Source organism: Pseudomonas helleri (genome assembly GCF_009600315.1).
Classification (GTDB): Bacteria; Pseudomonadota; Gammaproteobacteria; order Pseudomonadales; family Pseudomonadaceae; genus Aquipseudomonas; species Aquipseudomonas helleri_A.
On record NZ_WIWC01000034.1, the window covers coordinates 28,586 to 54,518 of the forward strand.

The 25,933-nt window shown below is 56.4% G+C and carries 18 protein-coding genes; 9 read left to right on the forward strand and 9 right to left on the reverse strand.

The genetic code is table 11. From position 1 onward, the window contains the following. Position 1 precedes the first annotated feature (1 nt). The gene (locus tag GHN86_RS17650; RefSeq protein ID WP_194286153.1) at positions 2 to 6,649 is read right to left on the reverse strand and encodes an NEL-type E3 ubiquitin ligase domain-containing protein; all 6,648 of its coding nucleotides are present in this window, start codon (positions 6,647 to 6,649) and stop codon (positions 2 to 4) included. A 186-nt stretch (positions 6,650 to 6,835) separates the two neighbouring features. Here GHN86_RS17650 and GHN86_RS17655 point away from each other — a divergent pair, with 186 nt between their 5' ends. The 5 genes from GHN86_RS17655 (at position 6,836) to GHN86_RS17675 (ending at position 12,924) form a co-directional block, all read left to right on the forward strand. Further along, positions 6,836 to 8,590, forward strand: a complete 1,755-nt coding sequence (locus GHN86_RS17655) for an ATP-binding protein (RefSeq protein ID WP_153376898.1) — start codon at positions 6,836 to 6,838, stop codon at positions 8,588 to 8,590. 2 nt (positions 8,591 to 8,592) lie between these two features. Then, entirely contained in the window at positions 8,593 to 9,927 is a 1,335-nt protein-coding gene (locus GHN86_RS17660) for a sigma-54-dependent transcriptional regulator (RefSeq protein ID WP_153376897.1), read from the forward strand. Between the two features lie 342 nt (positions 9,928 to 10,269). After that, positions 10,270 to 11,592, forward strand: a complete 1,323-nt coding sequence (locus GHN86_RS17665) for an MFS transporter (RefSeq protein WP_153382807.1) — start codon at positions 10,270 to 10,272, stop codon at positions 11,590 to 11,592. 310 nt (positions 11,593 to 11,902) lie between these two features. Further along, on the forward strand, positions 11,903 to 12,160 hold the full coding sequence (locus GHN86_RS17670; protein WP_153382809.1) for a hypothetical protein: 258 nt from the start codon (positions 11,903 to 11,905) through the stop codon (positions 12,158 to 12,160). A 143-nt stretch (positions 12,161 to 12,303) separates the two neighbouring features. Continuing rightward, positions 12,304 to 12,924 carry a flavin reductase family protein gene (locus tag GHN86_RS17675; RefSeq protein ID WP_153382811.1) on the forward strand — a complete coding sequence of 207 codons (621 nt, stop codon included), beginning with the start codon at positions 12,304 to 12,306 and terminating at the stop codon, positions 12,922 to 12,924. Here GHN86_RS17675 and GHN86_RS17680 read toward each other — a convergent pair whose 3' ends face one another. Next, a complete protein-coding gene (locus GHN86_RS17680; RefSeq protein WP_153382813.1) occupies positions 12,925 to 13,158 on the reverse strand; it encodes a hypothetical protein in 234 nt (77 codons plus the stop codon). It abuts the gene before it with no gap. A 40-nt stretch (positions 13,159 to 13,198) separates the two neighbouring features. Then, entirely contained in the window at positions 13,199 to 13,528 is a 330-nt protein-coding gene (locus GHN86_RS17685) for a putative quinol monooxygenase (RefSeq protein WP_153382815.1), read from the reverse strand. Between the two features lie 307 nt (positions 13,529 to 13,835). On the opposite strand from GHN86_RS17685, the gene GHN86_RS17690 reads away from it, so the two are divergent. Further along, a complete protein-coding gene (locus GHN86_RS17690) occupies positions 13,836 to 14,765 on the forward strand; it encodes an AraC family transcriptional regulator (protein ID WP_153382817.1) in 930 nt (309 codons plus the stop codon). Here the strand turns inward: GHN86_RS17690 and GHN86_RS17695 are convergent. Next, complete coding sequence (locus GHN86_RS17695; RefSeq protein WP_153387052.1) at positions 14,760 to 16,391, reverse strand: 5-guanidino-2-oxopentanoate decarboxylase; 1,632 nt, start codon at positions 16,389 to 16,391, stop codon at positions 14,760 to 14,762. The two genes, GHN86_RS17690 and GHN86_RS17695, sit on opposite strands and share 6 nt — an antisense overlap. 112 nt (positions 16,392 to 16,503) lie before the next feature. Between GHN86_RS17695 and GHN86_RS17700 the strand changes: the two genes are divergently transcribed. Continuing rightward, the gene (locus tag GHN86_RS17700) at positions 16,504 to 17,400 is read left to right on the forward strand and encodes a LysR substrate-binding domain-containing protein (protein ID WP_153382821.1); all 897 of its coding nucleotides are present in this window, start codon (positions 16,504 to 16,506) and stop codon (positions 17,398 to 17,400) included. Positions 17,401 to 17,413: 13 nt separating this feature from the next. Here the strand turns inward: GHN86_RS17700 and GHN86_RS17705 are convergent, their stop codons facing one another. Then, a complete protein-coding gene (locus GHN86_RS17705; RefSeq protein WP_153382823.1) occupies positions 17,414 to 18,295 on the reverse strand; it encodes an MBL fold metallo-hydrolase in 882 nt (293 codons plus the stop codon). Positions 18,296 to 18,813: 518 nt separating this feature from the next. Between GHN86_RS17705 and GHN86_RS17710 the strand changes: the two genes are divergently transcribed. Next, complete coding sequence (locus GHN86_RS17710) at positions 18,814 to 20,343, forward strand: MDR family MFS transporter (protein WP_323369988.1); 1,530 nt, start codon at positions 18,814 to 18,816, stop codon at positions 20,341 to 20,343. Positions 20,344 to 20,446: 103 nt separating this feature from the next. Here the strand turns inward: GHN86_RS17710 and GHN86_RS17715 are convergent, their stop codons facing one another. The 3 genes from GHN86_RS17715 to GHN86_RS17725 are packed head-to-tail and all read right to left on the reverse strand — an operon-like array spanning position 20,447 to position 23,243. Next, positions 20,447 to 21,262 (reverse strand): ATPase, encoded by an 816-nt coding sequence (locus GHN86_RS17715; protein WP_153382827.1) that lies wholly within the window; start codon positions 21,260 to 21,262, stop codon positions 20,447 to 20,449. 37 nt (positions 21,263 to 21,299) lie between these two features. After that, complete coding sequence (locus tag GHN86_RS17720) at positions 21,300 to 22,298, reverse strand: NAD-dependent epimerase/dehydratase family protein (RefSeq protein ID WP_153382829.1); 999 nt, start codon at positions 22,296 to 22,298, stop codon at positions 21,300 to 21,302. A 51-nt stretch (positions 22,299 to 22,349) separates the two neighbouring features. Beyond that, a complete protein-coding gene (locus tag GHN86_RS17725) occupies positions 22,350 to 23,243 on the reverse strand; it encodes a LysR family transcriptional regulator ArgP (protein WP_153382831.1) in 894 nt (297 codons plus the stop codon). Positions 23,244 to 23,352: 109 nt separating this feature from the next. Between GHN86_RS17725 and GHN86_RS17730 the strand changes: the two genes are divergently transcribed. Then, positions 23,353 to 23,955 carry a LysE/ArgO family amino acid transporter gene (locus tag GHN86_RS17730; protein ID WP_153382833.1) on the forward strand — a complete coding sequence of 201 codons (603 nt, stop codon included), beginning with the start codon at positions 23,353 to 23,355 and terminating at the stop codon, positions 23,953 to 23,955. Positions 23,956 to 24,040: 85 nt separating this feature from the next. Here GHN86_RS17730 and GHN86_RS17735 read toward each other — a convergent pair. After that, positions 24,041 to 25,933, reverse strand: a 1,893-nt coding sequence (locus tag GHN86_RS17735; protein ID WP_323369585.1) for an ImcF-related family protein, incomplete at its 5' end; no start/stop codon positions are given.

The window sequence follows — 25,933 nt, forward strand, 5'->3', positions numbered from 1 at the left end:
ACTACGACACACTCGTGGCTTGAGAGGCTTGGTAGGCCAGTAACGTCAAGGTTTCAATGAGGCTTTCGATTTTCTGGTCCCGGCTCACTGTGAGCTCTTGACCGCGCTGCAGTTCCAATTCGTCCGAAAGACCCTCTTCTTCAGAGAGTTTCAAATAATCGCGCTGAAACTCGGCTTCGATGGCAGCGAAGCGCTCGGCGTAATGATTTTGCAGATAATCACGCCAAAACTTTTCTTGCATGATGCTGTGCATAAAAGTCGGCGTACCGTCCAGGGCCAACACCCTGACACCCGCCTGGAGCGTGCTCGGTTTTAAATCGGACACAACAGGGCTGTAAATCATCTCGTGGGTCTGCGTCGGTAAATCAAGCACCTTAACCAGCTCTACACGAAACAGCAGTTGCACCTCAGCCACATCTCGATCGTGCCCGGCTTGCAACTGCTCTCGCACCAACGCGTTAGCCATGTCATCAACTTGCCTGAGGCGAAACAGTTGCTTGGCCAGTTTGAACAAGCTTCCTTCAACCTGCTCTTCACCCACGCTCATTTCGGCTTGACGAATTAACACCTGAATTTCCAGGTTCTCCAATATCATCATCGCCCCATCACCGCAGGTACGAAGATCGTAATAAACCGACTTCAACAACAAATCGCGCAACACGGTGTCTGCGAGTACTTGATCAATCAGCACCCACACTCGACCTGTTATTAACTCCCACGCTTTTTGCGTCACTTTCGATTTATCAGCTACAAAAAAACCCAGCATGTTGAAGAATTTTTCAGACTGGTCACCAAACCCTTCCAACAAAGCCCACTTCCGCGATTTTTCCTGTTGTTGTACGGCGCTCAAATTCGTCAGTATCCAGGGGGATATATCCTTTGCTCCACGTAAAACCCGCGCCAGATCAATCGCATGGGCGACTGCCGGGATATAGCCCAAATTGATTCCGGTTTCTCGCCAGTAAGCAATAATCCGGTCACGGCTATCATCGGCGATCGCGTTACCCGCAAGCCTGATAGCACGATTGGCATTGGCGGGCGCTGGCACTTCAAAAACCGCTGTCGGGACAGTGGTAATTTCGTTATTTCGCAGATTGGCCAATATAAGATGAGGCAAGGACCACAACCCAACCGGCAATGTTCTCAGGTCGGCATGTTCCAGACTCAAATTCCGTAAAGCAACCATTCGACTGACATCCAGAGGAAAGCTGATCGAGTTATTGTCCAAAGAAAGCCCTTCAAGCAGCGGCCTATTGGTTAGTAGCTCAGCCGTTTCGGCTGACAGCACAATATGATTATTAGACAGCTCAATTGATCTCAGATGCGGCATATTCGCAAGCGCGGGGGGAACCCTGAACATGCGGTTATTCGACATGCTAAGGATGTGTATGTCGGGAAATTGGCTCAGAAATTCATTGGACCCGGAACGTAAGTTCATGCCATCCATTCTCAGCACACGGACATGTCTGAAATCGCCGACGATGGCTGGCAAATCCCCCACATCCAGACCATGAAGATCGAGAGTCGGCCCAACCACTCTGTTATCAGGCGATAGTTCGAGCGGCAATTCCCTGCGCCAAGCGCGAACAATCAGCTCATGTACCCGACGCCTGTGACCAGGCAATGCCATGCCCATATGGCTGGTTCCAGTGGGGTACAACTGGATTTGTTCCCAAGCATTAAGTTGTGCCTCCATTGCATCGAACTGGATGACATTTTGCGCCAGCACACCTAATTGCGTGGCCTCTGTCCCCCCCAAATCGTCCAGAAATCGAACCGCCCCTTCGTAGTTCAAGCCTGGGTAGAGCGCCCGAACTTGACGGAGCACGGCAATGGAATGACTGGAACCTCCAAGGCTTACGGTCAGCGGATAGGCTATAAACGATCGATCGACATTCATCGGGGGAATGCGCGGAGGCAGGGGCGGCTCCAGCCCCAGCAGTTTTTTAACGTTGCTGCGCTGCTTTTGCGCCTGCTCTCTTATTTTCTCGCTCAGCACCTGAGTGTCCTTGTCATCCTTGACCCCAATGGCCAGATGCTCGTTCGGTGCCAGCATGTGCAAGATGGAAGACAACAAATTGTTGTCTATAACAGACGCCCCATTGATAGGCTGCCCCTCTGGCGTATACGCCTGATAACGGTCATCGCGCTTAACCATGACCCGCGCACTACCGTCTGCAGAGCCAATGCTGTCGAGCAGTTCGCCACCCGGTTCATTGAGCCGTACTTCAAGTCGTATTGCGGCCGGCCATCCGGGCAGTGATTGCAACATATGCAGCGAAAGCTTTTCGCTGTCGGGGTTCGCAGTACCGCCCAAATACAAACCTTCATAGGCACGGGTCAGCTGCACTTCCCGAGACGTCCAGCCAATCTGCTCAGCCAGCCGTGGAGGAATCAAGTTGTTATCGAGAAAGTTGACACGCTCAAGAGCGGTCGTATGAGCCAGCAGGTGTTCTATGACACTTTTTGGCAAGTCGGGGTAATACCCTTGAACCAACTGAACGTGCGGTTCAACACTGCGCTCCAGGCTTTCATAAATCGATTTGAAGAAGTTGGATTCCCGCTTGAGTGCATGGCCAGCAATCTTTTTGCTTAGGCTCAGCATGCGCGATTCGACTATCGGGTCGTATTCGCCCAGTAAAACCCGGGTTTCGGCCTCGTCCAAACTCAGCACAATCGTACGTATCAGGCGGCCTTTATCCATTTCACCGGCAGCAACCTGAATACGTGCCAAGTCACTGCTCAGGTCACGCCCATACTCTTTCAAGGTATTGCCTAGAGCGTCGACCACTCTCAAAACTTTGTTGGGTGGCCAGCCCGGCAAGCTTTGAATCAGCAACAATTGAAAATCAGTGCGCGCGTCAGTCAGGGTATGGTGCGCCTGCATTTTTTTGACGAAGGTGCTAATGCTGTCCTGAATCTTGAAACGCTTCCAGGTGTCTATTAATAAAGGCGGGGGCGTGAGGTTGTTGATGTGAACGTTCAGCAGCACCCCTTCGCGGGTATTGCTTACCGCCATGATGTGTTGGCCCACTTCATCCCTGAAGGAAGTCGGCTCTGCACGCAGTCGGCGCAACAGCTGAAGTGTGGTCCAGTGCTGCGGATTCTCGGTTTTCTGGCGCCAGGCGCCATCGTAGTTGTGCTCCAGAATGGGCGTGTTAACGCCTACCTTATCCGGATGAACCATGCGCCATTTAAAGAGTGTGGTATCAAACTCAACCTGATAGACCGCGCCATACAGCGACACGTAGTGTTTACCTTGTATCTCGTATAGCCCCAACTCACGTTGCGGCCCATCACTGGGGAGTGCGAGCTTGCGTTCATATTGAGCCGTGGTCCTATCCCAGAGGTTCACAAAACCGCTGGATTCACGGTTTCTCAACATGGCATCGCCCAACGTCTTGCGTATGGCGGTAGCGGTATCGCTAGCGCTAGAGCCTCCTACCATGCCCAACGCTGACCGCTCCTCATAATTGAGATACCAGCTCAGGGCCATGAAGAAGCTATCGGGAGTCAAACTGAACGTGGTGCTATTACCGCTACGCGAGCTAATGGTCTGATACGTATCCTGACCGTGGTGTATGAGGATGACGTCCTTTTCGTCAGGCTTTGTAATCGTGGAATCCTCGCCCGGCGCGGGGCTGCCCGCATCCTTGACGACCAGCTTTCGGTCTAGGGTGTCTTGCAATACACCCCGGGCAAACTCGCGTACCCAGCGATCACTGTCGGGGTTGAACGCCCTGCGATGATAAATAGCGTCCAGCGCCAGATCGACACGCAACTTGATCTTCAGCCGATCAGCAGCCTGGGAGAACGGCAACGGCTGCGTATTCTGCTCCAGCGCACGAACTGTCTGGTGAGCGGTGAACGGATGAGCGATCAACAACTGTTCAAGGCACTCAATTGATAACGAAGGGTTGAGTTCATGCAGCTTGGCCAGCAAGGGTGTTGTGGTATCCAAGATCGGGGGATAGAGCAGCGGCAAATACTTTTTGGCCGGATCTGCACTGGCAACAGGATCGCTGCGTTTATGCCCCTCAAGCCCTGTAAGGGCCTTGAACAGCAGTGGCTTGTCCTCTCGTGCCTGATTGGCAATTTGGTCTCGCAGTTTTGCAATTCTTCCGGTTTTGCTGATGCCGGAATTATCTTCAAGCCCCAGTGTTGATCCCGCCGGGAGTTGATCAAGGATCAAGGTGAAAAGTTGCTCAACTTCGGCACTGCCATGGGAAACATCGTTACGGGCAACATAGACGCCATGATCCCGGCGCTTGAGCTGGACGCGGCTCAGTGATGCACCCGGCAGGTAGTCCTTACCATAGGTTTCGATTAACTGCCCTTGTTGATTGAATACCTCCAGCAAGGTTTCGCTCGGCCAATTCGGCAGTTGGGTTAACACTGCAAACACCGCACTGTCCGCATTAACAGGCATTTCACCGCGTAACGGTAAATCACTGATTATCTGGTCAATCAACTGGTCCGTCTGGAACCGCCTGACACCATCAGCCAGCGGCCCCGTAACAGGCTCTCCTTGCCAAACCCGTTGCAGTTGCTCACGCGTGGTGCCGGTAATGCGAAGTACCCGTGCAATATCCGCATGCGCGTCATCAGACGTGACTGTGGGCAACATCCGCTGAAACAACTGCGTATCGTCCAGAGTCTGAATATCATCCAGCGCCAGGCTCCACACTTGCCGGTCCGGGTCGAACCTTACAGGCGCATTAACCGTTTGCGCATGCTTCGATTTCAACAGGTAATGGCCAGACTCCCTGTCGAGAATGACCTCGACCGCGAGGGTTTGATCACCCTCTTGAACCTTGGCGTAGACCTTCTCTTTGATCTGATACAGCCCCTCTGCCGTGGGTGTCAGGCGCTGCAAAACGCTGATATCGAGGTGCGAATAGGCGCTCAGATCCGGGCGCCACAATTCAACTGTACCGTCTGGCAAGTTGACTTTACGGGGCTGACCCAACGTATTCCACAGGGCGCGCATGCGCTGGCGGTGAGACTGAGCGGCAACGCCGATCAGCCGTGCACTGATGATCATGTCAATGCCATCCGCCAGCGCACTGGCGAAGGTATTGCTCTCGCCTTTAATCGCCTCCCTCAGGCCTTGCAAAGCGCTGTAGGTCAAAGAGCCAAATACCGCAGCCTGCATTATGGCATTAAGCCCCAACACGCCCCCCGGTAAAGGGGTGGTCAATAAGCCCAACACCTCACTGGCCAGGTCGGACAAAGCTTCCTTGAAGGCCTTCCAGTCAAGTTCAGAATGGGTGGAGGCCAACATATTCAAATTGGCGCGATAACGCTTAAGCTGCTGATTGGCGATGGTCTGAGCAATGGAAAGTGAGGGTTTATCCGTCACATCAACGTTGACGTACAAGTTGTCGAGATCGGGTTCCGGAAACACCTCGCGAAAGCCGTCATATAAAACACCCGCCAGCCATGTCATACCTTGGGGCCTGGGCTCATTGTTCAGCAGCTTGGTAAAGGGACCAATGTCTTTCAACGCCAAATGCCTGAGCAACCAACCGAGTTGCCCGCTAGACGAATCACGTTTTATTTGTTGGGTAAACTGTTTAAACGCGTGCGTCACATCTTTGTGCCATAAAAGCGCACCGCCCAAGCGTTGAGGAAAATAGCTGTAAACACCCGTGATGTTCTCAACCTTGATAATGAACAGAGGCAGCGCAAAATCATTTGTGCCGACCTCGTTAATATGAAAATCAACGCCAACATCAGATTCGAAGAGCAACCTTCCGTTATCACCCATTGGCACTAGTGGATTGATAAGAATTGTCCTCTTGTACAGCCCCATTGAGCACGGCCAGATGTGCGGAACACTTTCCCCCTTCAACATACGAAGCAGTTGATCATAATCATCACGCAGCACTTTAGTACTGAAGCTGTTTCGAAAAGCCTCCATCAAATCGAATTCAAACGTTGCATTAGCCGATGCGACCACACGTTGCCTCAAGCTGCCATGAGTGCCGGCAACCGTATCCAGCTGTGCTTTCAACTTAGTGCCAAAATCCAGTTTGCGCACAAGTTTGATAAACGGGCCTGCCGGGTGCCTCGGCAAGTCTGTTTTGTAATCGATGTAACTGGCTTGCTCGTAACTGTAAGGCTTGAGCAACACAGAATCCGTTCGATAACTGAAATTCTCGCAGGCAGCTTCCCACAACGATACTGAGCGAATGTGTTCCTTGAACCTGGACTCGTCCGCTGCACGGGACACGCGCGCAGGGATAAAGGTGAAGCTTTCATCACTCGGAGCGCTGTCGCCACGACTGATGCGTGTCAGATATTCAATAAAATCCGAATCCACCTGTTCACGATAGTGCGTATAGATTCGCGCTTGCTCAGGGTCGATTTCACGGCCCAACATCGCTTTTAACTCACGTTTCAGTTCTGCAATATGAGTGGCCTTGAACGCGTCCTTGATTCGCTTGATTTCGTCATCCACAGCCTTGATGGCCGCCTGAGCGTCACGATTAAGTTGGGGGTAGCGTCTTCTTTGCGCATCCGTCAGCACAGAGAAGTTGTCGTTGACAATAGACAGAAGGTGAGAGAGAGCTTCTTTTGCTGCCCACTGCGTGCTGGACAAGAGCAAGGGCGCGCGCTGACGCACGGGGGAAAATTTTGACGTCATATACAGGATTCCGCTTGATAATTGACCCACGGTAATCAGGAACACTGCTCGGGATGGCGTAGATAAATACTCGTCTCTAAAACTTATTACAGGTGATACACGAGTAGAGACTGTAGGTGCGCCTCGTATCCACCGTTCAAGCATGTCATGTTATGGTTTGCGCCCCTTTCAAGCGCGCTACACCCAATGCCGATAACATCCCGAATATTGCGTCTGGCGCTGTATACCGTGTTGATACTGATCGGTGCGGCTGTCGCGGGTAACTGGGCCATGCGCCAGGCGACCCGGCATGCGCTGGAAGACAGTGCCCGCCGAGGTCCTGAGCAACTGAGCCTGTATGCCAATTCGCTGCACACGGTGATCGAACGCTATCGCGCATTGCCCGCAGTGCTTGCCCTGGACCCCGAACTGATTAGCGCACTGACGCAGCCCATCACCGCGCAGGTGCAGGCGCAGCTCAATCGCAAACTGGAACGCATCAACGGCGCCGCGCAATCCTCGACCCTGGAGTTACTCGACAGCACAGGCCTGGCCGTCGCGGCCAGTAACTGGAACACCTCCAACAGTTATGTGGGCCACAACTACGGGTTTCGTCCTTACTTCAGGCAAACCCGCAGTCAAGGCACCGGCAGCTTTTATGCGGTGGGCGTGACCAGTGGAATTCCGGGCTACTTTATGTCCAGCGCGGTGCACGCCGACGATGGCAGGTTCCTCGGGGCCATGGTGGTGAAGCTGGAGTTTCCTGAGCTGGAACGTGAGTGGAGCCAGGGCAATGACACCCTGCTGGTCAGCGATAAGCGCGGCATTGTGTTTATCGCCAATCAACCGGGCTGGCGCTATCGCCATCTGCGTGAATTGAATGACAGCGATCGCAACGACATTACCGATACACGCCAATACGACAAGCAGCCCCTGACGCTGATGACTTCACACACCCTGCAGAGTTTTGCTGACAACAGCTTTTTGACCCGGGTCAACGGCCCTGATGGCCCGGTCGATTATTTGTGGGGCACCCAAGCGTTGAACCCCGAGGGCTGGACCCTGCACTTGTTGCGCCGCCCCGCCATATCGGCCGAAGACACCCGCAATGCCGCGCTAGCGGCGATTGGCCTGTGGCTAACGCTGGTGTTTCTGGGCCTGTTTTTACTGCAGCGCTGGCGGTTGGCAAAATTGCGCCAGCGCAATCGTGAAGAACTTGAGCAACTGGTCGAAGCCCGTACCCGTGATTTGCGCACGGCTCAGGACGGCCTGGTGCAGTCCGCCAAGCTCGCCGCGTTAGGGCAAATGTCCGCAGCATTGGCCCATGAAATCAATCAGCCACTGACGGCCCAGCGCATGCAGCTGGCGACCTTGCGCCTGTTGCTGGATCACGGCCGGGTTGACGACGCTTATAAAGCGCTGATTCCACTGGAACAGATGCTCACCCGCATGGCCGCCCTCACCGGCCACCTTAAAACCTACGCTCGACAGAGCCCCAGCGGGTTGCGCGAGCTCCTTGATCTGGCGAGTGTCGTGGACCATGCACTGGAACTGCTGGAGCCGCGTTTGAAAGAGCAGCCCATCGACCTTCACTTGAACCTGACCCGTCCGGCGTGGGTGCGCGGCGATGCGATCCGTCTGGAGCAGGTCTTGATCAACGTGCTGCGCAATGCGCTGGACGCCTTGCACGATAAACCCTGCAAGCGCCTCGACATCGGCATCAGGGCGGACCAGCAATTGTGGCACTTGACCGTTGCCGACAGTGGCGGCGGAATCAGTGAAGAACATCTGGGCAAAGTATTTGACCCGTTTTTCACCACCAAACCGGTAGGCGCGGGATTGGGGCTTGGGCTCGCGGTGTCTTACGCCATCGTCCATGAACTTGGCGGTCGACTGACCGTCAGCAATTACGCCCAGGGTGCGATGTTTACCCTGACGCTGCCCATCGCACAGGACATTTGAAAATGCTCAACTCCGTGATCGTGGTCGATGATGAAGCCAGTATTCGCACGGCCGTTGAACAATGGCTGAGCCTAAGCGGCTTTAACGTGCAGGTGTACACGTGTGCCGAAGCGTGTCTGGAACAATTTGCGGAGCATTTCCCTGGCGTGGTGGTGACCGATGTGCGTATGCCGGGGATGGGTGGCCTTGCCCTGCTGGCGCGCTTGCAGGGGCTGGATGCAGATTTACCGGTGATTGTGCTGACCGGGCACGGCGATGTTCCGATGGCGGTTGAAGCCATGCGCGAGGGCGCCTACGACTTTCTCGAAAAACCTTTCAGCCCGGATGCGCTGCTGAGCAGCTTGGGTCGGGCACTGGAAAAGCGCCACTTGGTGCTGCAAAACCGCCGGTTGCAAGAACAGGCTGAGTTGCGCGAACACATCGATGGGCGCTTGTTGGGGGCTTCGCAAAGCTTGCATACCTTACGCCGCCAAGTGCTGGATTTGGCACCCTTGCCGGTCAATGTGTTGATTCGTGGCGAAACCGGCAGCGGCAAAGAGCTAGTCGCCCGTTGCCTGCATGATTTTGGTCCGCGGGCCGACAAACCTTTTGTGGCATTGAACTGTGCCGCCATACCCGAGCAGCTATTTGAGGCCGAGTTGTTTGGCCATGAAAGCGGTGCGTTTACTGGCGCTCAGGGCAAGCGCATCGGCAAGCTGGAGTATGCCGACGGCGGGACGTTGTTTCTGGACGAAATTGAAAGTATGCCGCTGGCTCAACAAGCCAAATTGCTGCGGGTCCTTCAGGAGCAAAAGCTGGAGCGACTCGGTTCGAACCAGAGCATCACGGTGGACTTGCGAGTGATTGCCGCGACCAAGCCTGATTTGCTCGAAGAGGCGCGCGCCGGGCGCTTTCGAGAGGATTTGGCCTACCGCCTGACAGTGGCAGAGTTACGCTTGGCACCGCTGCGTGAGCGCCGTGAAGATATTGCCGTGTTGTATGCGTTTTTTGCCCGTAACGCCGCCACACGGCTGAACCGAAACCTGGAGCCTTTAAGCGGGCCGCAGTTATCACGTTTGTTGAGTCACGATTGGCCGGGCAACGTGCGCGAGCTGGCCAATGTTGCAGAGCGTGATGTGCTGGGCTTGGGTGAGCCTATTGAGGAAGGCATCAGCGTGGGGCAATCGCTGGTCGCCCAGCAGGAAGCTTTTGAAGCGCAGTGCCTGCGCGCCGCGCTCACGCGGCATAAGGGTGACATCAAAGCGGTGCTTAACGAGCTGCAACTGCCGCGTCGCACCCTGAATGAGAAAATGCAACGCCATGGGTTGGTGCGTGAGGCGTTCTTAAGTATCCAGTAGGCCACGAGAACCCTCACCCTAGCCCTCTCCCAGAGGGAGAGGGGACTAAATCAACAGCAGACTCCGCGAATCAGCCCCCTCTCTCAGAGGGAGAGGAGACTAAATCAACAGCAGACTCCGCAGATCAGCCCCCTCTCCCTCTGGGAGAGGGTTGGGGTGGGAGTTGTGATTCTCGGCGGATTTCCGCTCATCACCCACCTCAAAACCAGCGGATTCCCGCTCATCTATCGACCATTCCCCCAATAAACCGTGCCTTTGAGCCTTGGCACAACTCCTGCTATAGACCAGCAAGCACGCGTTTCGACGCGCTATAACAAAACAAATAAAAGAAGGATCCATTTAATGGATAACGCCAGCACCCTGCCTGCCGGGTCTACCGCTGCAACCCCGAAAGAAAGAACCACCTCCAGTCGCATTAAATCCATCTTCAGTGGCTCCGTTGGCAACATGGTCGAGTGGTACGACTGGTACGTCTACGCCGCTTTCTCGCTTTACTTCGCCAAGGCCTTTTTCCCCAAAGGCGACACCACCGCCCAATTGCTCAATACCGCTGCGATCTTCGCCGTCGGCTTTTTGATGCGCCCAATTGGCGGCTGGTTGATGGGCCTGTATGCAGACCGCAAAGGCCGCAAAGCGGCATTGATGGCTTCGGTGCTGCTGATGTGCTTCGGCTCGCTGCTGATTGCACTGTCTCCCGGTTACGAAACCATCGGTGTCTGGGCGCCGGTGCTGCTGGTATTCGCCCGTTTGCTGCAAGGTTTGTCCGTCGGCGGTGAATACGGCACCTCGGCCACTTACCTCAGCGAGATGGCCACCAAGGAACGTCGCGGCTTCTTCTCAAGCTTCCAGTACGTGACCCTCATCTCCGGCCAGCTCATCGCGCTGGGTGTGTTGATCGTGCTGCAACAAACCCTGACTGAAGAGCAGCTCTACAGCTGGGGCTGGCGTATTCCGTTTGTGATCGGCGCGCTGTGCGCTGTGGTGGCCTTGTACTTGCGACGGGGCATGGAAGAGACCGAATCCTTCAAAAAGGTCAAAACCAAACCTAAAGAAAGCGCCATGCGCACCCTGATGCGTCATCCAAAAGAACTGTTGACCGTCGTTGGCCTGACCATGGGCGGTACGCTGGCGTTCTACACCTACACCACGTACATGCAAAAGTACCTGGTGAACACGGTGGGCATGAGCATCTCTGACTCCACCACCATCTCGGCCGCCACGCTGTTCCTGTTCATGTGCATTCAGCCGCTGGTGGGCGGGCTCTCGGACAAGATTGGTCGACGCCCGATTTTGATTGCCTTTGGGGTCTTGGGCACCCTGTTCACTTATCCGATCCTGACCACGCTGCACACCATCACCACCTGGTGGGGCGCGTTCTTCCTGATCATGGCGGCACTGATCATTGTCAGTGGTTACACCTCGATCAACGCGGTGGTGAAAGCTGAACTGTTCCCTACCGAAATTCGTGCACTGGGTGTAGGTCTGCCCTACGCATTGACGGTGTCGATCTTCGGCGGCACAGCGGAATACATCGCCTTGTGGTTTAAAAGTGCTGGCATGGAAACCGGTTACTACTGGTACGTCACTGGCTGCATTGCCTGTTCGTTGATGGTCTACGCGACCATGAAAGACACCCGCAAGCACTCGCGCATCGAGACAGACTAAGCAACTGGATGTTTCATCGACTCGATAACCCGGCTCCGGCCGGGTTTTTTCTTTTGGGTCATGCTCAAAATTAATGGCCCGTTAATACTATTAGCCCACTATCAATCTCAACCCACTCCCCGTTCACGACTGATTTGGGTATGTCCCGCCAAGGGATTCACAGGCAGTCAGGATGTGATGAGCAGCGGCCATACACATCGAATTAACTGATTAATATCTGCGATCTTTTGCGCTTTTTAATCAATTTATTCGGCGTACTCTTAAACCCATACCCACTGCATACCACCCACACGAAACAAGGAGCCTCACCATGAAAACTCAATTGATCCTCGCAGCTGCCCTGTCGGTTCTGGCCTTCAATACCTTTGCCGCCGATGGCTACGATCGCACCCATTCCTCAAGCTTTGCTGAAGACGGCTACAGCCGCACCGGTTCTGCTGCAGTTGCTGCTGACGGTTATGACCGTACTCACTCCGCGACGTTTGCTGAAGATGGCTACGATCACACCCATTCAGCTGCTTTTGCAGAAGACGGCTACGACAACACCCAAGGCGCACGTTTCAGCTAACCCCTATTGCTGACTCAGTAGCCCGGCCTCGGCCGGGCTTAGTTGTTTCTGGGGCAACGAAACCGCAACAAAGAGTATTGGCACCCAGCGTGTTGCCACGCACTATAGGCACCCTTCTATCTCGCCGTTTGCGGACTTAGCCCATGCCTGACGATATCCATTTCTACGAACCTTCTCAGGGCCACGGCCTGCCCCATGATCCGTTCAATGCCATTGTCGGGCCGCGCCCCATTGGCTGGATTTCGTCGCAGGATGCTCAAGGCCGACTCAACCTGGCGCCCTATAGCTTTTTCAACGCGTTCAATTACATTCCGCCGATCATCGGGTTTTGCAGCGTGGGCCGCAAAGACAGTCTCAATAACATCGAGCAGACCGGCGAATTCGTCTGGAACCTGGCCACACGGCCGCTGGCCGAAGCGATGAACCAAAGTTGCGCAATGGTGGCACCCGAGGTTAACGAGTTTGAGCTGGCCGGACTGACCACTGTTGCCTCACGCGTTGTGAGTGTGCCCCGCGTCGCCGAGACGCCGGTGTCGTTTGAATGCAAGGTGACACAGATTATTCAGCTGCAACGGGCAGACAAAGCGCTCGTGCCCAGCTGGCTGATTCTGGGGGAGGTGGTGGCGGTGCATATCGCCAAACATTTACTGAAAGACGGGATTTACGACACGGCAGCGGCCGAGCCTATTTTGCGGGGCGGCGGCCCGGCGGATTATTTCCAGCTCGGCCCCGAGGCATTGTTCAAAATGCACCGCCCGCGTTAATTACCAGACCAGCTCGGCGTCTTCATTGACGCCTTGCAGAGCTTCAAGCTGTTGCGTGGCGGCGGCATCAGCAGCAGTGGCGGTTTTGAAGGTCTGCTCAGGCAGTATTTTATGAAAGCGCGGTGCACCGCCCTCGTACAGGGCTTTGACTGCAATGGCGGCGTGGTAAACACCGGGTTCAACCGGGACAACCGCCGCTACCGCTTCAAACTGTGCAAATTCTTTACGTGCCATGGTTTACATTCCGGCCATTTAAAGGCGGCATTCTACCCGCTTAACCTGCGTGTTTCTGCATGGGGACCGCAACCTCTTCGGTAAACGTCTGGAAGTCCAGGCGTTCAATCATCTGCTCGTTGAGCAGCACGCTGTAAACCTCCATCACCGAGGAGTTGAAGTAGGCCTGCATGGCGCATTCGTCCCGCCAAAAGCCTGCGACTTGCCACATCAAAGGGTCGCTGTCGCATTGTTGCAAGGCAAAGTGCAGGCAGCCGGGCGTCTTCAACGTGGGTTCAATCACGTGCCTGAGGCACGCCTGTACTTGAGCCGAGTACCCGGCGCGGGCATGCACCCGAGTGGTATGACTGACGCAATGGGACTGGGGCATGGTGGCCTCCACACTGTAAGTGACCGTGGCAAGGTTCAAAGCTTAAAGCCCAGCCCCCTGCGCCGTTAGTCAATTCCTGCCCAAGGCTTGCACAATTCTGCAAAAGCACGCTGCCGGTGATCGACATGCTCCGCTTCAATGGCAGCAGCGCATTCCCCTATTTCGAGCAATACTCGGTGCTCACGGCAGTTGTATCGGAGCAATAACCACGGATCCCGACAGGATCAGGCAAGACAACAGCAGAAATCGTCTACCCCTGCTCCTTGCACAAACATAAGCTGTGCCTACCCTAAGGAGGAAGTTTTGTATGTCATTGCTGGAACCGCCGCGCCCCGCGCTCGATCCTGCGCTTGAAAAACAGCGTGTGGAACTGGCCGACCTGATCCACCGTCACACGGCACAGGATGGTTCGTTCACAACGGACATCGAAGCCTTATTCGTGTCGCGCTATAGCGCGACCAGCGATTTTGCTCCCAGCTTGCCGAAGCCAGCGTTGTGCATCATGGCTCAAGGCCGTAAAGAGGTCAGACTGGCCGACGAGCACTTCGCCTATGACCCGCTTAATTATCTGGTGGTCTCGGTGTCGATGCCGATCAGCGGCCGCGTGCTGGATGTGTCCCCTGAGCGCCCCGTTCTGGCATTGCGTCTGGACATTGACCCAATGGAAATAACCACACTGATCAGCGATGCAGGCCCGATGGGCGTACCGTCCAAACCGGCCGGGCGCGGATTGTATGTTGAGCCCATCGACCAGCCGATGCTGGATGCCTTGTTGCGGCTGACGCGCTTGCTCGACACGCCCAAAGACATCGCCATGCTGGCCCCCTTGATCCGCCGCGAAATTCTGTACCGGCTATTGCGCAGCCCGCAGGGTTATCGCCTGTATGAAATCGCCAGCGAAAACAGCCAGGCACACCGCATCACTCAGGCTATTACCTGGCTCAACGGCAACTTTGAACAACCCTTGCGCATCGACAATCTGGCCCGTGAAGCCAACCTGAGCGTGTCGACCCTGCACCACCGGTTCAAATCCGTAACCGCCATGAGCCCATTGCAGTATCAAAAACAGTTACGCCTCAATGAAGCACGCCGACTGATGCTCAGTGAAGGGCTTGATGCTTCGGCAGCGGGCTACCGCGTGGGTTATGAAAGCCCCTCGCAGTTCAGCCGCGAGTACAGCCGTCAGTTTGGCGCACCGCCGGTGCGGGATCTGGCGCGCCTGCGCCTGAGTTTATAGCGCCAGCGCTTGCTGCCAGCGCTGCTCATCGATTTCAATCAGTGTTGGCCCGCACAGGTGCGCAGCATGAGCCAGCGCAGCTCGCAACTGCGCAGGGCTTTCAACCGACAGCGCCGCACACCCCAAGGCTTTGGCGACGCCAATGAAGTCCGGGGTATAGATATCAACGCCTACCGGTTCAATGGCCCGGTTAAGCATGTATTTTTTGATTTCGCCGTAGCCTTGGTTGTTCCACAGCAGCACGATGATCGGTGTGCGCGCTTCGACGGCGCTGGCCAATTCAGCCAGAGTAAATTGCAGGCCTCCGTCACCGATCAGGCAGAGCACAGGGCCGCCCGATTGACGATCCACTTGGCGCCCCAGCCAGGCACCGATGGCCGCCGGCAAGGCATAACCGAGGGTGCCGTAGCCGGTAGATGAGTTGAACCAACGGCGCGGCTGCTCGGGGTTGTAGGTCAGATTACCGGTGTACACCGGCTGGGTTGAATCGCCGACACACACCGCGTCCGGCAGCACCTCAAACACCGTCTGCAAAAAAAACGTCTGTGCGCGAGTCGGCGCGTCCCAGGTGTTGGCCAGCTCATGGCGCAATTGCTCGGCCCGTGAGGCGCCCCAACCGACAGTGCGTGGGGACAGGTGTTCGAGGTTATCGAGCAAAGCCTCGGTCGCCAACCTGGCGTCTGCCACCAACGCCAAGGTTGGCGGGTAATTTCTCACGGTTTGATCGGGGTCGATGTCGATACGCAGCAAGGTGCCGGGGATCTCGAAGCCACCCGCAAAGGTCACATCGTAGTCGGTCTCTGCCAGTTCGGTGCCAATGGCCAGTACCACGTCAGCTTCGGCCACCAGCGCGCGGGTCGCCACCAACGACTGGGTCGAGCCGATCAACAGGGGGTGATGTGAAGGCAGCATGCCTTTGGCATTGATGGTCAGCGCCACCGGCGCGCCGAGGCGCTCAGCCAACCGCGTCAATGCCGGGGCGGCCTCAATGGCGCCGCCGCCAGCCAGAATCAGTGGACGCCGGGCCGAGGCCAAACATTGGCTCATCTGCTTGATGGCATCTGGCGCAGCGCCCGGGCGAGCAATATTGACGGGCTGACTGGCCAGCAGCGCATCGGCGTTTTCCACCAGCACGTCCAGAGGGATTTCAATGTGCACCGGACGCGGTCGCCCCGCCTGAAACAGGGCAAACGCCCGCGCCAGCACACTCGGCAATTCTGCCGCAGACATCAGCGTATGGGAAAACGCGGCAACGCCCGCCATCATTGCGCTCTGATTGGGCAACTCATGCAGATTGCCGCGCCCGCCGCCCAGCTGACTGCGCGACTGAACACTGGAAATCGCCAGCATCGGGATTGAGTCGCCGTAGGCTTGCCCCATGGCCGTGGTGATATTGGTCATGCCCGGCCCGGTGATGATGAAACACACCCCCGGTTTACCGCTGGTGCGCGCATAACCATCGGCCATAAACCCGGCGCCTTGCTCATGGCGCGGGGTAACGTGATTGATTGACGAGCCGGCAAGCCCGCGATAGAGCTCAACGGTGTGTACACCGGGAATACCAAACACCTGTTCAACCCCATACGCCTCAAGCAACTTGACCAATACTTCGCCGCACGTCGCCATGTGTCCTGCCCTTTTTATTTGCATTTAAGCGGATATTGAAGCGAGCGCGTGTAGCGGGCACAACGCAAACCTGCTCATACTCGCCATGTCCTGAACTCATGGCTGCCGATCAATGAAACGCTTACCGCCGCTCCCCGCGCTGCACACTTTTCTGATCACAGCCCGGTGCTGCAACTTCACCCGCGCGGGTGAGCAGTTACATATCACTCAAGGGGCAGTGAGCCGTCAGATTGCCGGGCTTGAAGAGCATCTTGGGTATTCGCTGTTTCACCGTCAGGCAAGGGGATTGAGCCTCACCGAGCAAGGGCAGGCGTTGTACCCGCGTATCGAACAGGCGTTCGACTTGATTGGCGATGCCATTGAGCAGGTCAGCACCCGTCGTACGCCCTTGCAAATCAAGGCGCCTACCTGCATGCAGCGCTGGCTGCTGCCCAAACTGATGCAATGGCAAACATTGCGCCCTGATGTGCCCGTGGAGTTGACCAGTAGCGTGCAACACGGTGTCGATTTTCGTCGGGAAACATTTGATGCTGCAGTGGTTTACAGCCCGGCACCGGGCCCAAAACGCGAAGGCCAGCACCTGTTTGACGAACAACTCACCCCTGTATGCGCACCGCACCTGCTGCAAGGCAGCGCTGCGATCAACAGCCTTCTCGACCTGGAACATCACACACTGTTGCATCCCAGCCGCGATCAACGCGACTGGAACAACTGGCTTAACGCTGCGGGAGGCGATCTGTCGGTGATCCGACATAGCCAGTATTTCGACACGCTGGACCTTGCCATGACCGTCGCGGCACAAGGCAATGGCGTGGCAATCGGCGACTGGTCATTGATCGGTGACGATCTGAAGGCTGGACATCTGGCGATGCCCTTTAATTTCAAGGTGCCTACCGGCGCGGGCTATTACCTGGTGTGCCCGCCCCGTGTTGAACCGTCTGCGCCCTTGCAAGCGTTGATGACGTGGCTGCTGAATCAGGCTCACTCAACACTGGAACCTGTGCGTTAAAGGCCAAGCTGACTCACCACTGCACTTCGCCTTTGGCGACTTTGGCGCTCAATTCCAGCGACGATTCTTCGCCCAGATTCGGATAGCGTTTTTTCATTGCTGCAATCAGTTCGGCTGAATTTCTGGCTTTGGGGGTTTCTTCGTCAAACGCTTTGATGTAGTCACGGGTGAAGTGAACCGCCTTCAATGAACGGTCGTTTTCACCCAGATAATGGCCGGGTACAACAATGTCGGGCTGTAAACTCTCGATGCGCTTAAGGGTCGCCAGCCACTGCCGATGTGACTGTGGCGTTTGAGTATCGGCCATCCAGACATGCAGGTTATCTGCCACCACGACGCCACCGACTACCGCCTTGAGCGACGGAATCCACACGTAGCTGCGCTGCGGCTGCCTGCCGGAGAGCCCCATGACGTCGAGCTCCCGCCCCTCAAGGCTCAAGGTATTGCCCTGCATGACCTCGGGCACGATTAACTGACTCGGCACATCTGCGCCCATCTGTGGCCCCCAAAAAGCCAGTTTGGCGTCTTTGGTTTCATTGATATGCGCGACGGTCGGCCCCGAAGCAACCACCTTGGCGTCCGGAAAGGCCTGAGTCAGCGTTTCAAGGCCAAAGTAGTAATCCGGGTCGCCGTGACTGATATAGATCGTCGTCAGGTGCTTGCCGCTGCGGCGGATTTTCTCTACCAACTGATTGGCTTGGGCCTTGGCGAACTGGGCATCAATCAGAATCGCGTCCTTTTCGCCGCTGACCAACACCGATGACACGGGGAAAGAAGCCGCAGCGCCAGGGTTGTAAACATCCAGCGTCAGGGGTGGCGCGGCGACGACGTTGGAGGCAAAGCCCAGCATCACAGCGCTGATGAGGAAACGGCGGAGGGCGTGAAATAGTGTCATGGCTCATTCCTTGGCGAAGACCGATGTAAACAACCGAGTCAGCTTAATGGCAGCATCGCCTCTCGTCAGCGACTTCCTGCAAGCTGCTGCATATAGTCCATTTGAGGGATGAACAAGCCCGTGACCACTCGTACAACTGACATGGCAGGAACCAGGGTCTGAGCTAGCCTCAAAGGTGTGATGTCTAGGTCTGACTCCGATTGAAGCAGGAGAGATAACGCCATGACCACTAAAACAAGAACCAGATGCATGACTCTGTTTATCGTTTTTGCTGCCGCAGCACTGTTTGCCAGCGCGTGCTATCGCGCCGAACAAACGCGTCAAGCAGCCGGATTTACCGTCAGTTGCAATGGCGGGCACTGTAACTCAATGTTCAGCGCATTGAGGTAATACCTACAGGCCGGACTGATCATCTCAGTCTGGTCTGTTTGAGTTAACCCCGAACCACGCAAACTCCCGGGCTTTCGCACGCACGTCTATCCAGTAGACTGATCAGATTTGCGCCCCAGGGATTCTTCGTGACCAGCCTGAACCAGCCCGTCTCTCCAAAACCCGCCATTCGCAGCATTCTGGTTGCCCTGATGCTGGCGATTTTTCTGGGTGCCCTCGACCAGACCATTGTCGCCGTTTCGATACCCGCCATTTCCTCTCAATTCAAGGACGTCAGCCAATTGGCGTGGGTGATTTCCGGCTACATGGTGGCCATGACAGTGGCCGTGCCGATTTACGGCAAGCTGGGAGATTTATACGGACGCAGGCGCTTGATGCTGTTTGGTATGAGCGTGTTTACCCTGGCCTCGCTGTTTTGTGGGCTTGCGCAAAATATGGAACAGCTGGTGCTGGCCAGGATTATTCAAGGCATTGGCGCTGGCGGGATGATCTCTGTCAGTCAGGCGATTATCGGCGACATCATGCCGCCCCGTGAACGCGGTCGCTATCAGGGCTATTTCAGCAGCATGTACGCCGTGGCCAGCGTTGCCGGCCCCGTACTGGGCGGCTACATGACCGAGTTCTTGTCCTGGCGCTGGGTTTTTTTAATCAACCTGCCTCTGGGATTGGCGGCGTTGTGGATTTCCCATCGCACATTGATCGGGCTACCCGTCCCCCAACGCAAACCCATCATTGATTATCTGGGCACTGTGCTGATGATTATCGGCCTGACCTCATTGCTGCTGGGTATTACCTTTATCGGCCAAGGGTATAGCTGGCACGGCGATCAAGTGCTGGGGCTATTGGCGGCAGCGCTAATCGCACTGGCACTGTTCGTGTGGCACGAGCGTCGCTCAATCGAGCCTTTGCTGCCCATGCACCTGTTTGCCAATCGCAATGCCGTGTTGTGCTGGTGCACGGTGTTCTTCACCAGTTTCCAGGCGATATCGCTGATTGTGCTGATGCCCTTGCGCTATCAAAGCATCACCGGGGCCGGGGCGGACAGTGCGGCCTTGCACCTGCTGCCACTGGCGATGGGGTTACCGATGGGCGCTTACTTTGCCGGGCGCATGACATCAGTGACCGGGCGTTATAAACCGATGATTCTGACGGGTGCGGCACTGATGCCTTTGGCCATCACCGGTATGGCCTTCAGCCCGCCGAGTGCCGAGGTGTTGAGCGGTGTGTTTATGTTGTTAAGCGGGATTGCGGCGGGGATGCAGTTTCCGACGTCATTGGTGGGCGCGCAGAATTCGGTGCAACAGCATGATATTGGCGTGGCCACCAGCACCACCAACCTGTTTCGCTCACTGGGTGGCGCTATGGGTGTGGCGTTGATGTCGGCCCTGTTGCTCGCGCTGTTGCATGACTCATTGCTGGCCCCTGTTGCGGGTCAGCCACTGCTGGGGGAAGGCAGTTCGGGCAATGTGCTGCTGGACGGATTGAACGCCGTGCAAGGTCCAGCGCTGGATGACTTGCGGTTAGAGTTGTTGCAGACATTCCGCCATTTGTTGACGGTCAGTGCGGTGGTTTCACTGCTGGGGTTGAGTGCGGCGATTGCCATGCCCAATCACGTGCTTCGCGGGCGGGGGGACAAGGTCAAAAGCCCCTCACCCTAACCCTCTCCCGGAGGGAGAGGGGATTAAAAGCAGAAGCTACCACCCATCAGCCCCCTCTCCCTCTGGGAGAGGGTTGGGGTGAGGGCCAGCCTCACCGCAGACGTCAAGGCCTGGCACTAATCTGCTTTTGCAGGTTTTGAATCTGACTTTGCAAGGTATTGATGTTGCGCGTCACTTGGGCGCGGAACACGTCAAATTCAGCAGCATTGGCACCTTTGGCAGGTACCGGACGGTTTTCCAGTTCGCTTTTAAGCACCATCAAATCCTGCTCCAGACGCTCAATGGCAGCGCCAGGATTACCTTGCTTCTTCAAGGCCGCGACATCCACTGCCTGTTGGTCAAGGCTGCCTTTAAGGGCCGCAACCTCGGCCGTTAAACCTTTTATCTGCGCGTCAATTTTGACTTGAGCTTCCTGGTCAGCCGTCACCTGCGCCAGCAGCGCCGCATTGATTTTCTCGAACCGGGCGTCCAGTTCGACTTTCTGCCCTTCAACAGCAACCTGCTGACGCTTGCTCTGTTCAAGCAATTGCTCTTCAAGCTGTTTGATCTGAAGCTTCAAGGCTTCACTGCCAGTGTTAAGGCTCGACTCGCTGGCCACTACCTTGCCGGAGATCGCCTGCAATCGCCCTGCGGCTTCTTCACTGATGCGCGCAAAGCTTTCTTGCGTCGCTACTAACTGCTGCTCCATCAATGAAATCTGCTGAAAGCTCCACCACGCCAACCCCGCAATAGCCAACAGCAGCGCGCCGATAAATGCCCACAAAAGCCCAGTACCCGGAGCTTTCACCTTAATCACAGGTGCAGTGCGCGAGTACACCGTGGTGCGTTCACGGGCACCGGCAGGTTGCACGCCGTCATCCTCCTCAATGGCATGCAGGGTCGGAACAGAGTCGAAATCATCACGGGCATCATTGCGCATTTAAAAACCTTAAATCCTGAAAGATAGTTTGAAACAGTTAACGATAAGGCGATTGCTGGGCTTTCCACCAACCGCAGAACTCATCCAGCGCGGCCCATAAGGTCACTTTTGGGTCGTAGTCGAGATAATGACGGGCGCGGCTGATGTCGAGGGTAAAGTCCTTGTCCATATGCTGTACACCTAAACGTGTCAGCGATGGCTCTGGCTGGCCCGGCCACAACTTACAGGCCAACTCATTCAATGCCGCCTTGCTGTAGGCAAGGCCAAAGCTGCGATAGCGCGTGACCTGCGGCACGTTCATTTGGCGCATCACGTAATTGATCACATCCCACAGCGGTACCGGCGCCCCATTGCTGATGTTGTAGGCTTTGCCCAAAGCTGACCCGCTCGCCAGCAGGCTGCTCAGCAGCGCTTCACTGAGGTTTTGCACACTGGTGAAATCCACCTTGTTCAGGCCGTTGCCAACAATTGCCAAGCGGCCTTTGCGCTGCATCGTCAACAAACGCGGGAACAAGCTCATATCCCCCGCCCCCGTCACACACCGCGCACGCAAGGCAATCACTTCGAGACCGAATTCCTGGGCACCAAATACCTTTTGTTCCGCCTGATTTTTGGTCGCCGCATAGGAGTGCCGAAATCGTTTCGGCAACTGATCCTCGGTCAAGCCGGTATGCGAGCGCCCATCGAAGTACATGGACGCTGATGACAGATGCACCAACCGCCGCACGCGCTGTTTCAAGCAGGCTTCGACCACGTTTTCGGTGACCAGTACATTGTCGCGCTGGAAGTCCTGATAACGCCCCCAAGCACCCCGGTGGCCCGCACAGTGCACCACGGCATCGATATCGACGCACAAGTCGCGCACCAACAGGCCATCGGTCAAATCACCCGGGATAAATTCAGCACCACGGCGTACCAGGTGTTCAACACCCTCGGCCCGTCGCCCGCTGACCCGCACGTCAAAGCCCTGCTCCAGGGCAAAGCGCGCAAAGCGTCCGCCTATGAAGCCGCTCGCGCCGGTGACCAGAATCTTCATGAATCACTCCAATGCTGTAATTCTTGTTGCTTGCTGTTTAAACGCTATTTTTCACAACAAAGGCACTAACCAGCGCTGCGCCGAACGCGTTAGATGTTCGGTCAGTTGGCCCAGCAATTGTCCACCATTACGCCAATGATGCCAGTACAGTGGCACGTCGATCGGTTTATCTGGCAGCAACTCGACTAACACGCCATTCGCCAGCTGCTCACGCACCTGCAATTCCGGCACAAGCCCCCATCCAAGACCAGCTTCGGCCAGGCGGATAAAGCCTTCGGAAGACGGGCACAAATGATGCTCAAAGCTGCCATCGACCCCCAGGGCGGCCAAATAGCGGTGTTGCAGAAAATCATCCGGGCCGAACACCAGCGCCGGGGTTTTAGGCAGTAAATCGGCGCGCACTCCATCAGGAAAATGCCGTGCAACAAACGCAGGACTGGCCAGTGCCCGGTAACGCATGGCCCCCAGCAACACACTGCGTGCGCCCGCCACCGGCCGTTCGCTGGCACATAAGCACGCGGCGACTTCCCCTGCCCGCATGCGTTTTAGCCCCACCGTCTGGTCCTCTACCACCAAGTCCAATAGCAGGTGCTGGTCGGCACAAAAATCACTGACCGCAGGCGCCCACCACGTGGCCAGGCTGTCCGCATTCAAGGCAATGCGCAGACGCTCGGGCAACCCCTCGTCATCCAGCGCCGGTACGGCACTTTGCAAATCGCGCTCAAGCAAACGCACTTGCTGAACATGGTTCAGCAAACGTCGCCCTATTTCAGTCGGGCTGGGCGGCGTTGCGCGAATCAGCACCGGTTGGCCAATCCGGGCTTCAAGCAATTTAATGCGCTGGGAAACGGCCGATTGTGACAGCCCAAGCACCTGTGCCGCACGCTCAAAACCGGCCTGTTCTACAACAGCGGCCAACGCAGAAAGCAATTTATAGTCGAACATCAGTTTTCCTAATGAGCGATCAGCAGTATTGGTTTTTCTTATACAGCCAAGGGCAGGAGAATAGCCAGCAGCAAACTTCTTCCCACCTGTAGTACGACGAGTAAATGTTATGTGGCAAAGCTACCTCAATGGCCTGTTGGTCGCGTTCGGCTTGATCATGGCCATCGGCACCCAGAATGCATTCGTGCTGGCGCAAAGCCTGCGTCGGGAACATCACCTCCCGGTGGCAGCCTTTTGCGTGGTGTGCGATGCCCTGCTGGTCGCTGCCGGGGTGTTTGGCCTTGCCACCGTGCTGGCGCAAAACCCACTTTTGCTCAGTGTCGCGCGCTGGGGGGGAGCGGTTTTTTTACTGTGGTACGGCACGCAGGCCCTGCGTCGGGCGTTTTCCAGTTCGAGCCTTGAACAGTCGGCCGGGCAGACTGCGCGCTCACTCAAGGCCGTCATGTTAAGTGCCTTGGCAGTCACACTGCTCAACCCCCATGTTTACCTGGATACGGTATTGCTGATTGGCTCGCTGGGCGCACAACAAAGTGTGCCAGGCGCCTATGTGGTGGGGGCAGCCAGTGCGTCATTGCTGTGGTTTTTTACGCTGGCGATTGGAGCCGCGTGGTTAGCGCCCTGGCTGGCAAGGCCTTCGACATGGCGCATTCTGGATATGCTGGTCGCCGTGATGATGTATGCGGTGGCGATACAGCTGATTTTGGCGGGGTAAGCACAGCGCCCTTTACAAGGCACCAATGCCGCCCCGCCTATAAATTATGATGTTCATCCTTCGATCTGGCCGTTGACGACTCGAGCTACATGCCTTTCGAGAGAAATATCTGCGACGGCAACGTGAAGTTCCGCAGTTTGAGCAAGGCCATCGGCCCTGCCCCCAGTTCGGTGCGCAAATACCAGGTCAGGTCCAGGCCATCGGGCGCTTTGATAATCATGCGGTAGCGGCTGTCAGCATCGTCCAGCGGGGTGATTTGGGATTTTTCCAGCAGGCGGATCAGCCCCCAGGTGCCCTGAAAGTCCCCGAATAAACGCTCCCCCGTGTGGATGCTGGTCCAGCTCAAGCTGGCGCCCGGGTGGTTGCTGCGCCCCGGCCAATTGAAACGTTGCCACTTTTCTCGTTGGTTGAAGTAGTGATGCCTCTCGCCATTAAGGATGAAGGTGGTCTGCACCACATTACTGGCGGCTTTGCCTTGCAGTTCAAAACTCAGGCCCATGCCGCCATCGGTGTAGAGCACATCGGCCAAATGGCTGAGCTGATTGATGGCGTCGAGAAATTGCGGGTTGAGGCGCAGGCCCTGACCATACCGAGGATCGGCCACCCAACGGCTGCCTTCCTTACGCAATACACCGCTCAACTGGCGTTGCAAAAACTGCTCGATGCGCCCCGAGTCGGAGCGGATCATCTGCCCCAGCATCGGCAACGAGGCGTCGCTGGCGGTGATCGCAAAGGGATAGCGGCTGGCAAATGCCTGTTGCCAATCGCTGACGATTGCGCGCTGCCACTGTTTGTTCAGCCCCGCCGCCGAGGGTTGCAGCACCCGCTGCCAAGCCTGTTCCAGCGGCTGCACGAAGAGGGTCTGGCCGACGACGCCCCATTCGGCGCCCAAGCTCGCGGCGAGCAAGCTGCCATAGGACTGGGTGTCGGTCAGGTCGATGCTTTTGCCCTGAAACACGGTTTGCGCCAGCGCTTGGGTCATTTCCTGCGGGTCAGGTGCGTTGCTCACGTGCTGCAGTTTCAGGCGCACACGTGTCACGCGATTGAGGAAAGCCTGCAGGCTCAAGCCGTCATTGTCGCCTTTGCCTTCGGGGTCTTTGCCCAGCAACGCCAATAACGGCCCAAAGGTCTTGTCCAGCGGACTGCTCGACCCTGGCAAGGGTTGCTCGATCTGCGGCACTTTATCTTTAGCCATAAGCTTCTGCGCCGACTTCACCAACGAGTCAGCCAACGCCTGATTACGCGTTCCCGCTTGCCCCTGATAGGCCAAGGTGTTCATCAGCGCAATCAGCGGGGACTGACGCACATCGCTCATCATGGTCAGTTGATCGATCACGTCGGCCAGGCTGTTAGCCTGTTGCCAGCGCAGGCTGTTGAGAAACTCCAGCCAGGCGTTGCTGTAGTCCTGAAAGTAGCGCTCGGTGAGGCGCTCGCGCAGCACGTCAGGGGTCAAATCGGCTTCTATGTCGCCGGGTTTGTCGCTCAGCACCCAATCGATTTCTTCGCGGCGCGCCTCGGCAATTTCGTCGATGGCCTCTCGCACATGACCTTCCCAGGCCTGACGAGTAAAGACGCCCGCCACGCCATAGTCAGTGGTGAACAAGGCGTGCGCCTCGGTGTCACCCACCATCTGCTGCAAGCTCATTGCGGGGTAGTGAATAGCCGCTGCGTCGAGTACTTTTTGGTACAGATTGGCCTCGGCGTTGCGCTGGCCCAACTGACCCAGCAGCACCTGACGGGCCTGAGCCACCAAGACTGGGTCGGCCTCGATGCGCCACTCGGGATGAGCGGCCAGTTGCTCCCCATAAAATTGCCATAAGTTAGGCGACAACCCCTGCCAGAGCCCCGGCGAGAAACCCGCCCGCAGCGGCTCGGCATTGCCTAATACATTGGCCAAAAAGGCCGCGTCGGCCTTTTCGGGGCGCGCCATCATCAGGTACGCCTTCAATAAATCGTAGGCGCCACGGGCACGATTGGC

Bases quoted from the DNA above. Each gene is read 5' to 3' on its own strand.
- GHN86_RS17650 (WP_194286153.1), bottom strand. From the start codon at position 6,649: ATGACGTCAAAATTTTCCCCCGTGCGTCAGCGCGCGCCCTTGCTCTTG.
- GHN86_RS17655 (WP_153376898.1), top strand. From the start codon at position 6,836: ATGCCGATAACATCCCGAATATTGCGTCTGGCGCTGTATACCGTGTTG.
- GHN86_RS17660 (WP_153376897.1), top strand. From the start codon at position 8,593: ATGCTCAACTCCGTGATCGTGGTCGATGATGAAGCCAGTATTCGCACG.
- GHN86_RS17665 (WP_153382807.1), top strand. From the start codon at position 10,270: ATGGATAACGCCAGCACCCTGCCTGCCGGGTCTACCGCTGCAACCCCG.
- GHN86_RS17670 (WP_153382809.1), top strand. From the start codon at position 11,903: ATGAAAACTCAATTGATCCTCGCAGCTGCCCTGTCGGTTCTGGCCTTC.
- GHN86_RS17675 (WP_153382811.1), top strand. From the start codon at position 12,304: ATGCCTGACGATATCCATTTCTACGAACCTTCTCAGGGCCACGGCCTG.
- GHN86_RS17680 (WP_153382813.1), bottom strand. From the start codon at position 13,158: ATGGCACGTAAAGAATTTGCACAGTTTGAAGCGGTAGCGGCGGTTGTC.
- GHN86_RS17685 (WP_153382815.1), bottom strand. From the start codon at position 13,528: ATGCCCCAGTCCCATTGCGTCAGTCATACCACTCGGGTGCATGCCCGC.
- GHN86_RS17690 (WP_153382817.1), top strand. From the start codon at position 13,836: ATGTCATTGCTGGAACCGCCGCGCCCCGCGCTCGATCCTGCGCTTGAA.
- GHN86_RS17695 (WP_153387052.1), bottom strand. From the start codon at position 16,391: ATGGCGACGTGCGGCGAAGTATTGGTCAAGTTGCTTGAGGCGTATGGG.
- GHN86_RS17700 (WP_153382821.1), top strand. From the start codon at position 16,504: ATGAAACGCTTACCGCCGCTCCCCGCGCTGCACACTTTTCTGATCACA.
- GHN86_RS17705 (WP_153382823.1), bottom strand. From the start codon at position 18,295: ATGACACTATTTCACGCCCTCCGCCGTTTCCTCATCAGCGCTGTGATG.
- GHN86_RS17715 (WP_153382827.1), bottom strand. From the start codon at position 21,262: ATGCGCAATGATGCCCGTGATGATTTCGACTCTGTTCCGACCCTGCAT.
- GHN86_RS17720 (WP_153382829.1), bottom strand. From the start codon at position 22,298: ATGAAGATTCTGGTCACCGGCGCGAGCGGCTTCATAGGCGGACGCTTT.
- GHN86_RS17725 (WP_153382831.1), bottom strand. From the start codon at position 23,243: ATGTTCGACTATAAATTGCTTTCTGCGTTGGCCGCTGTTGTAGAACAG.
- GHN86_RS17730 (WP_153382833.1), top strand. From the start codon at position 23,353: ATGTGGCAAAGCTACCTCAATGGCCTGTTGGTCGCGTTCGGCTTGATC.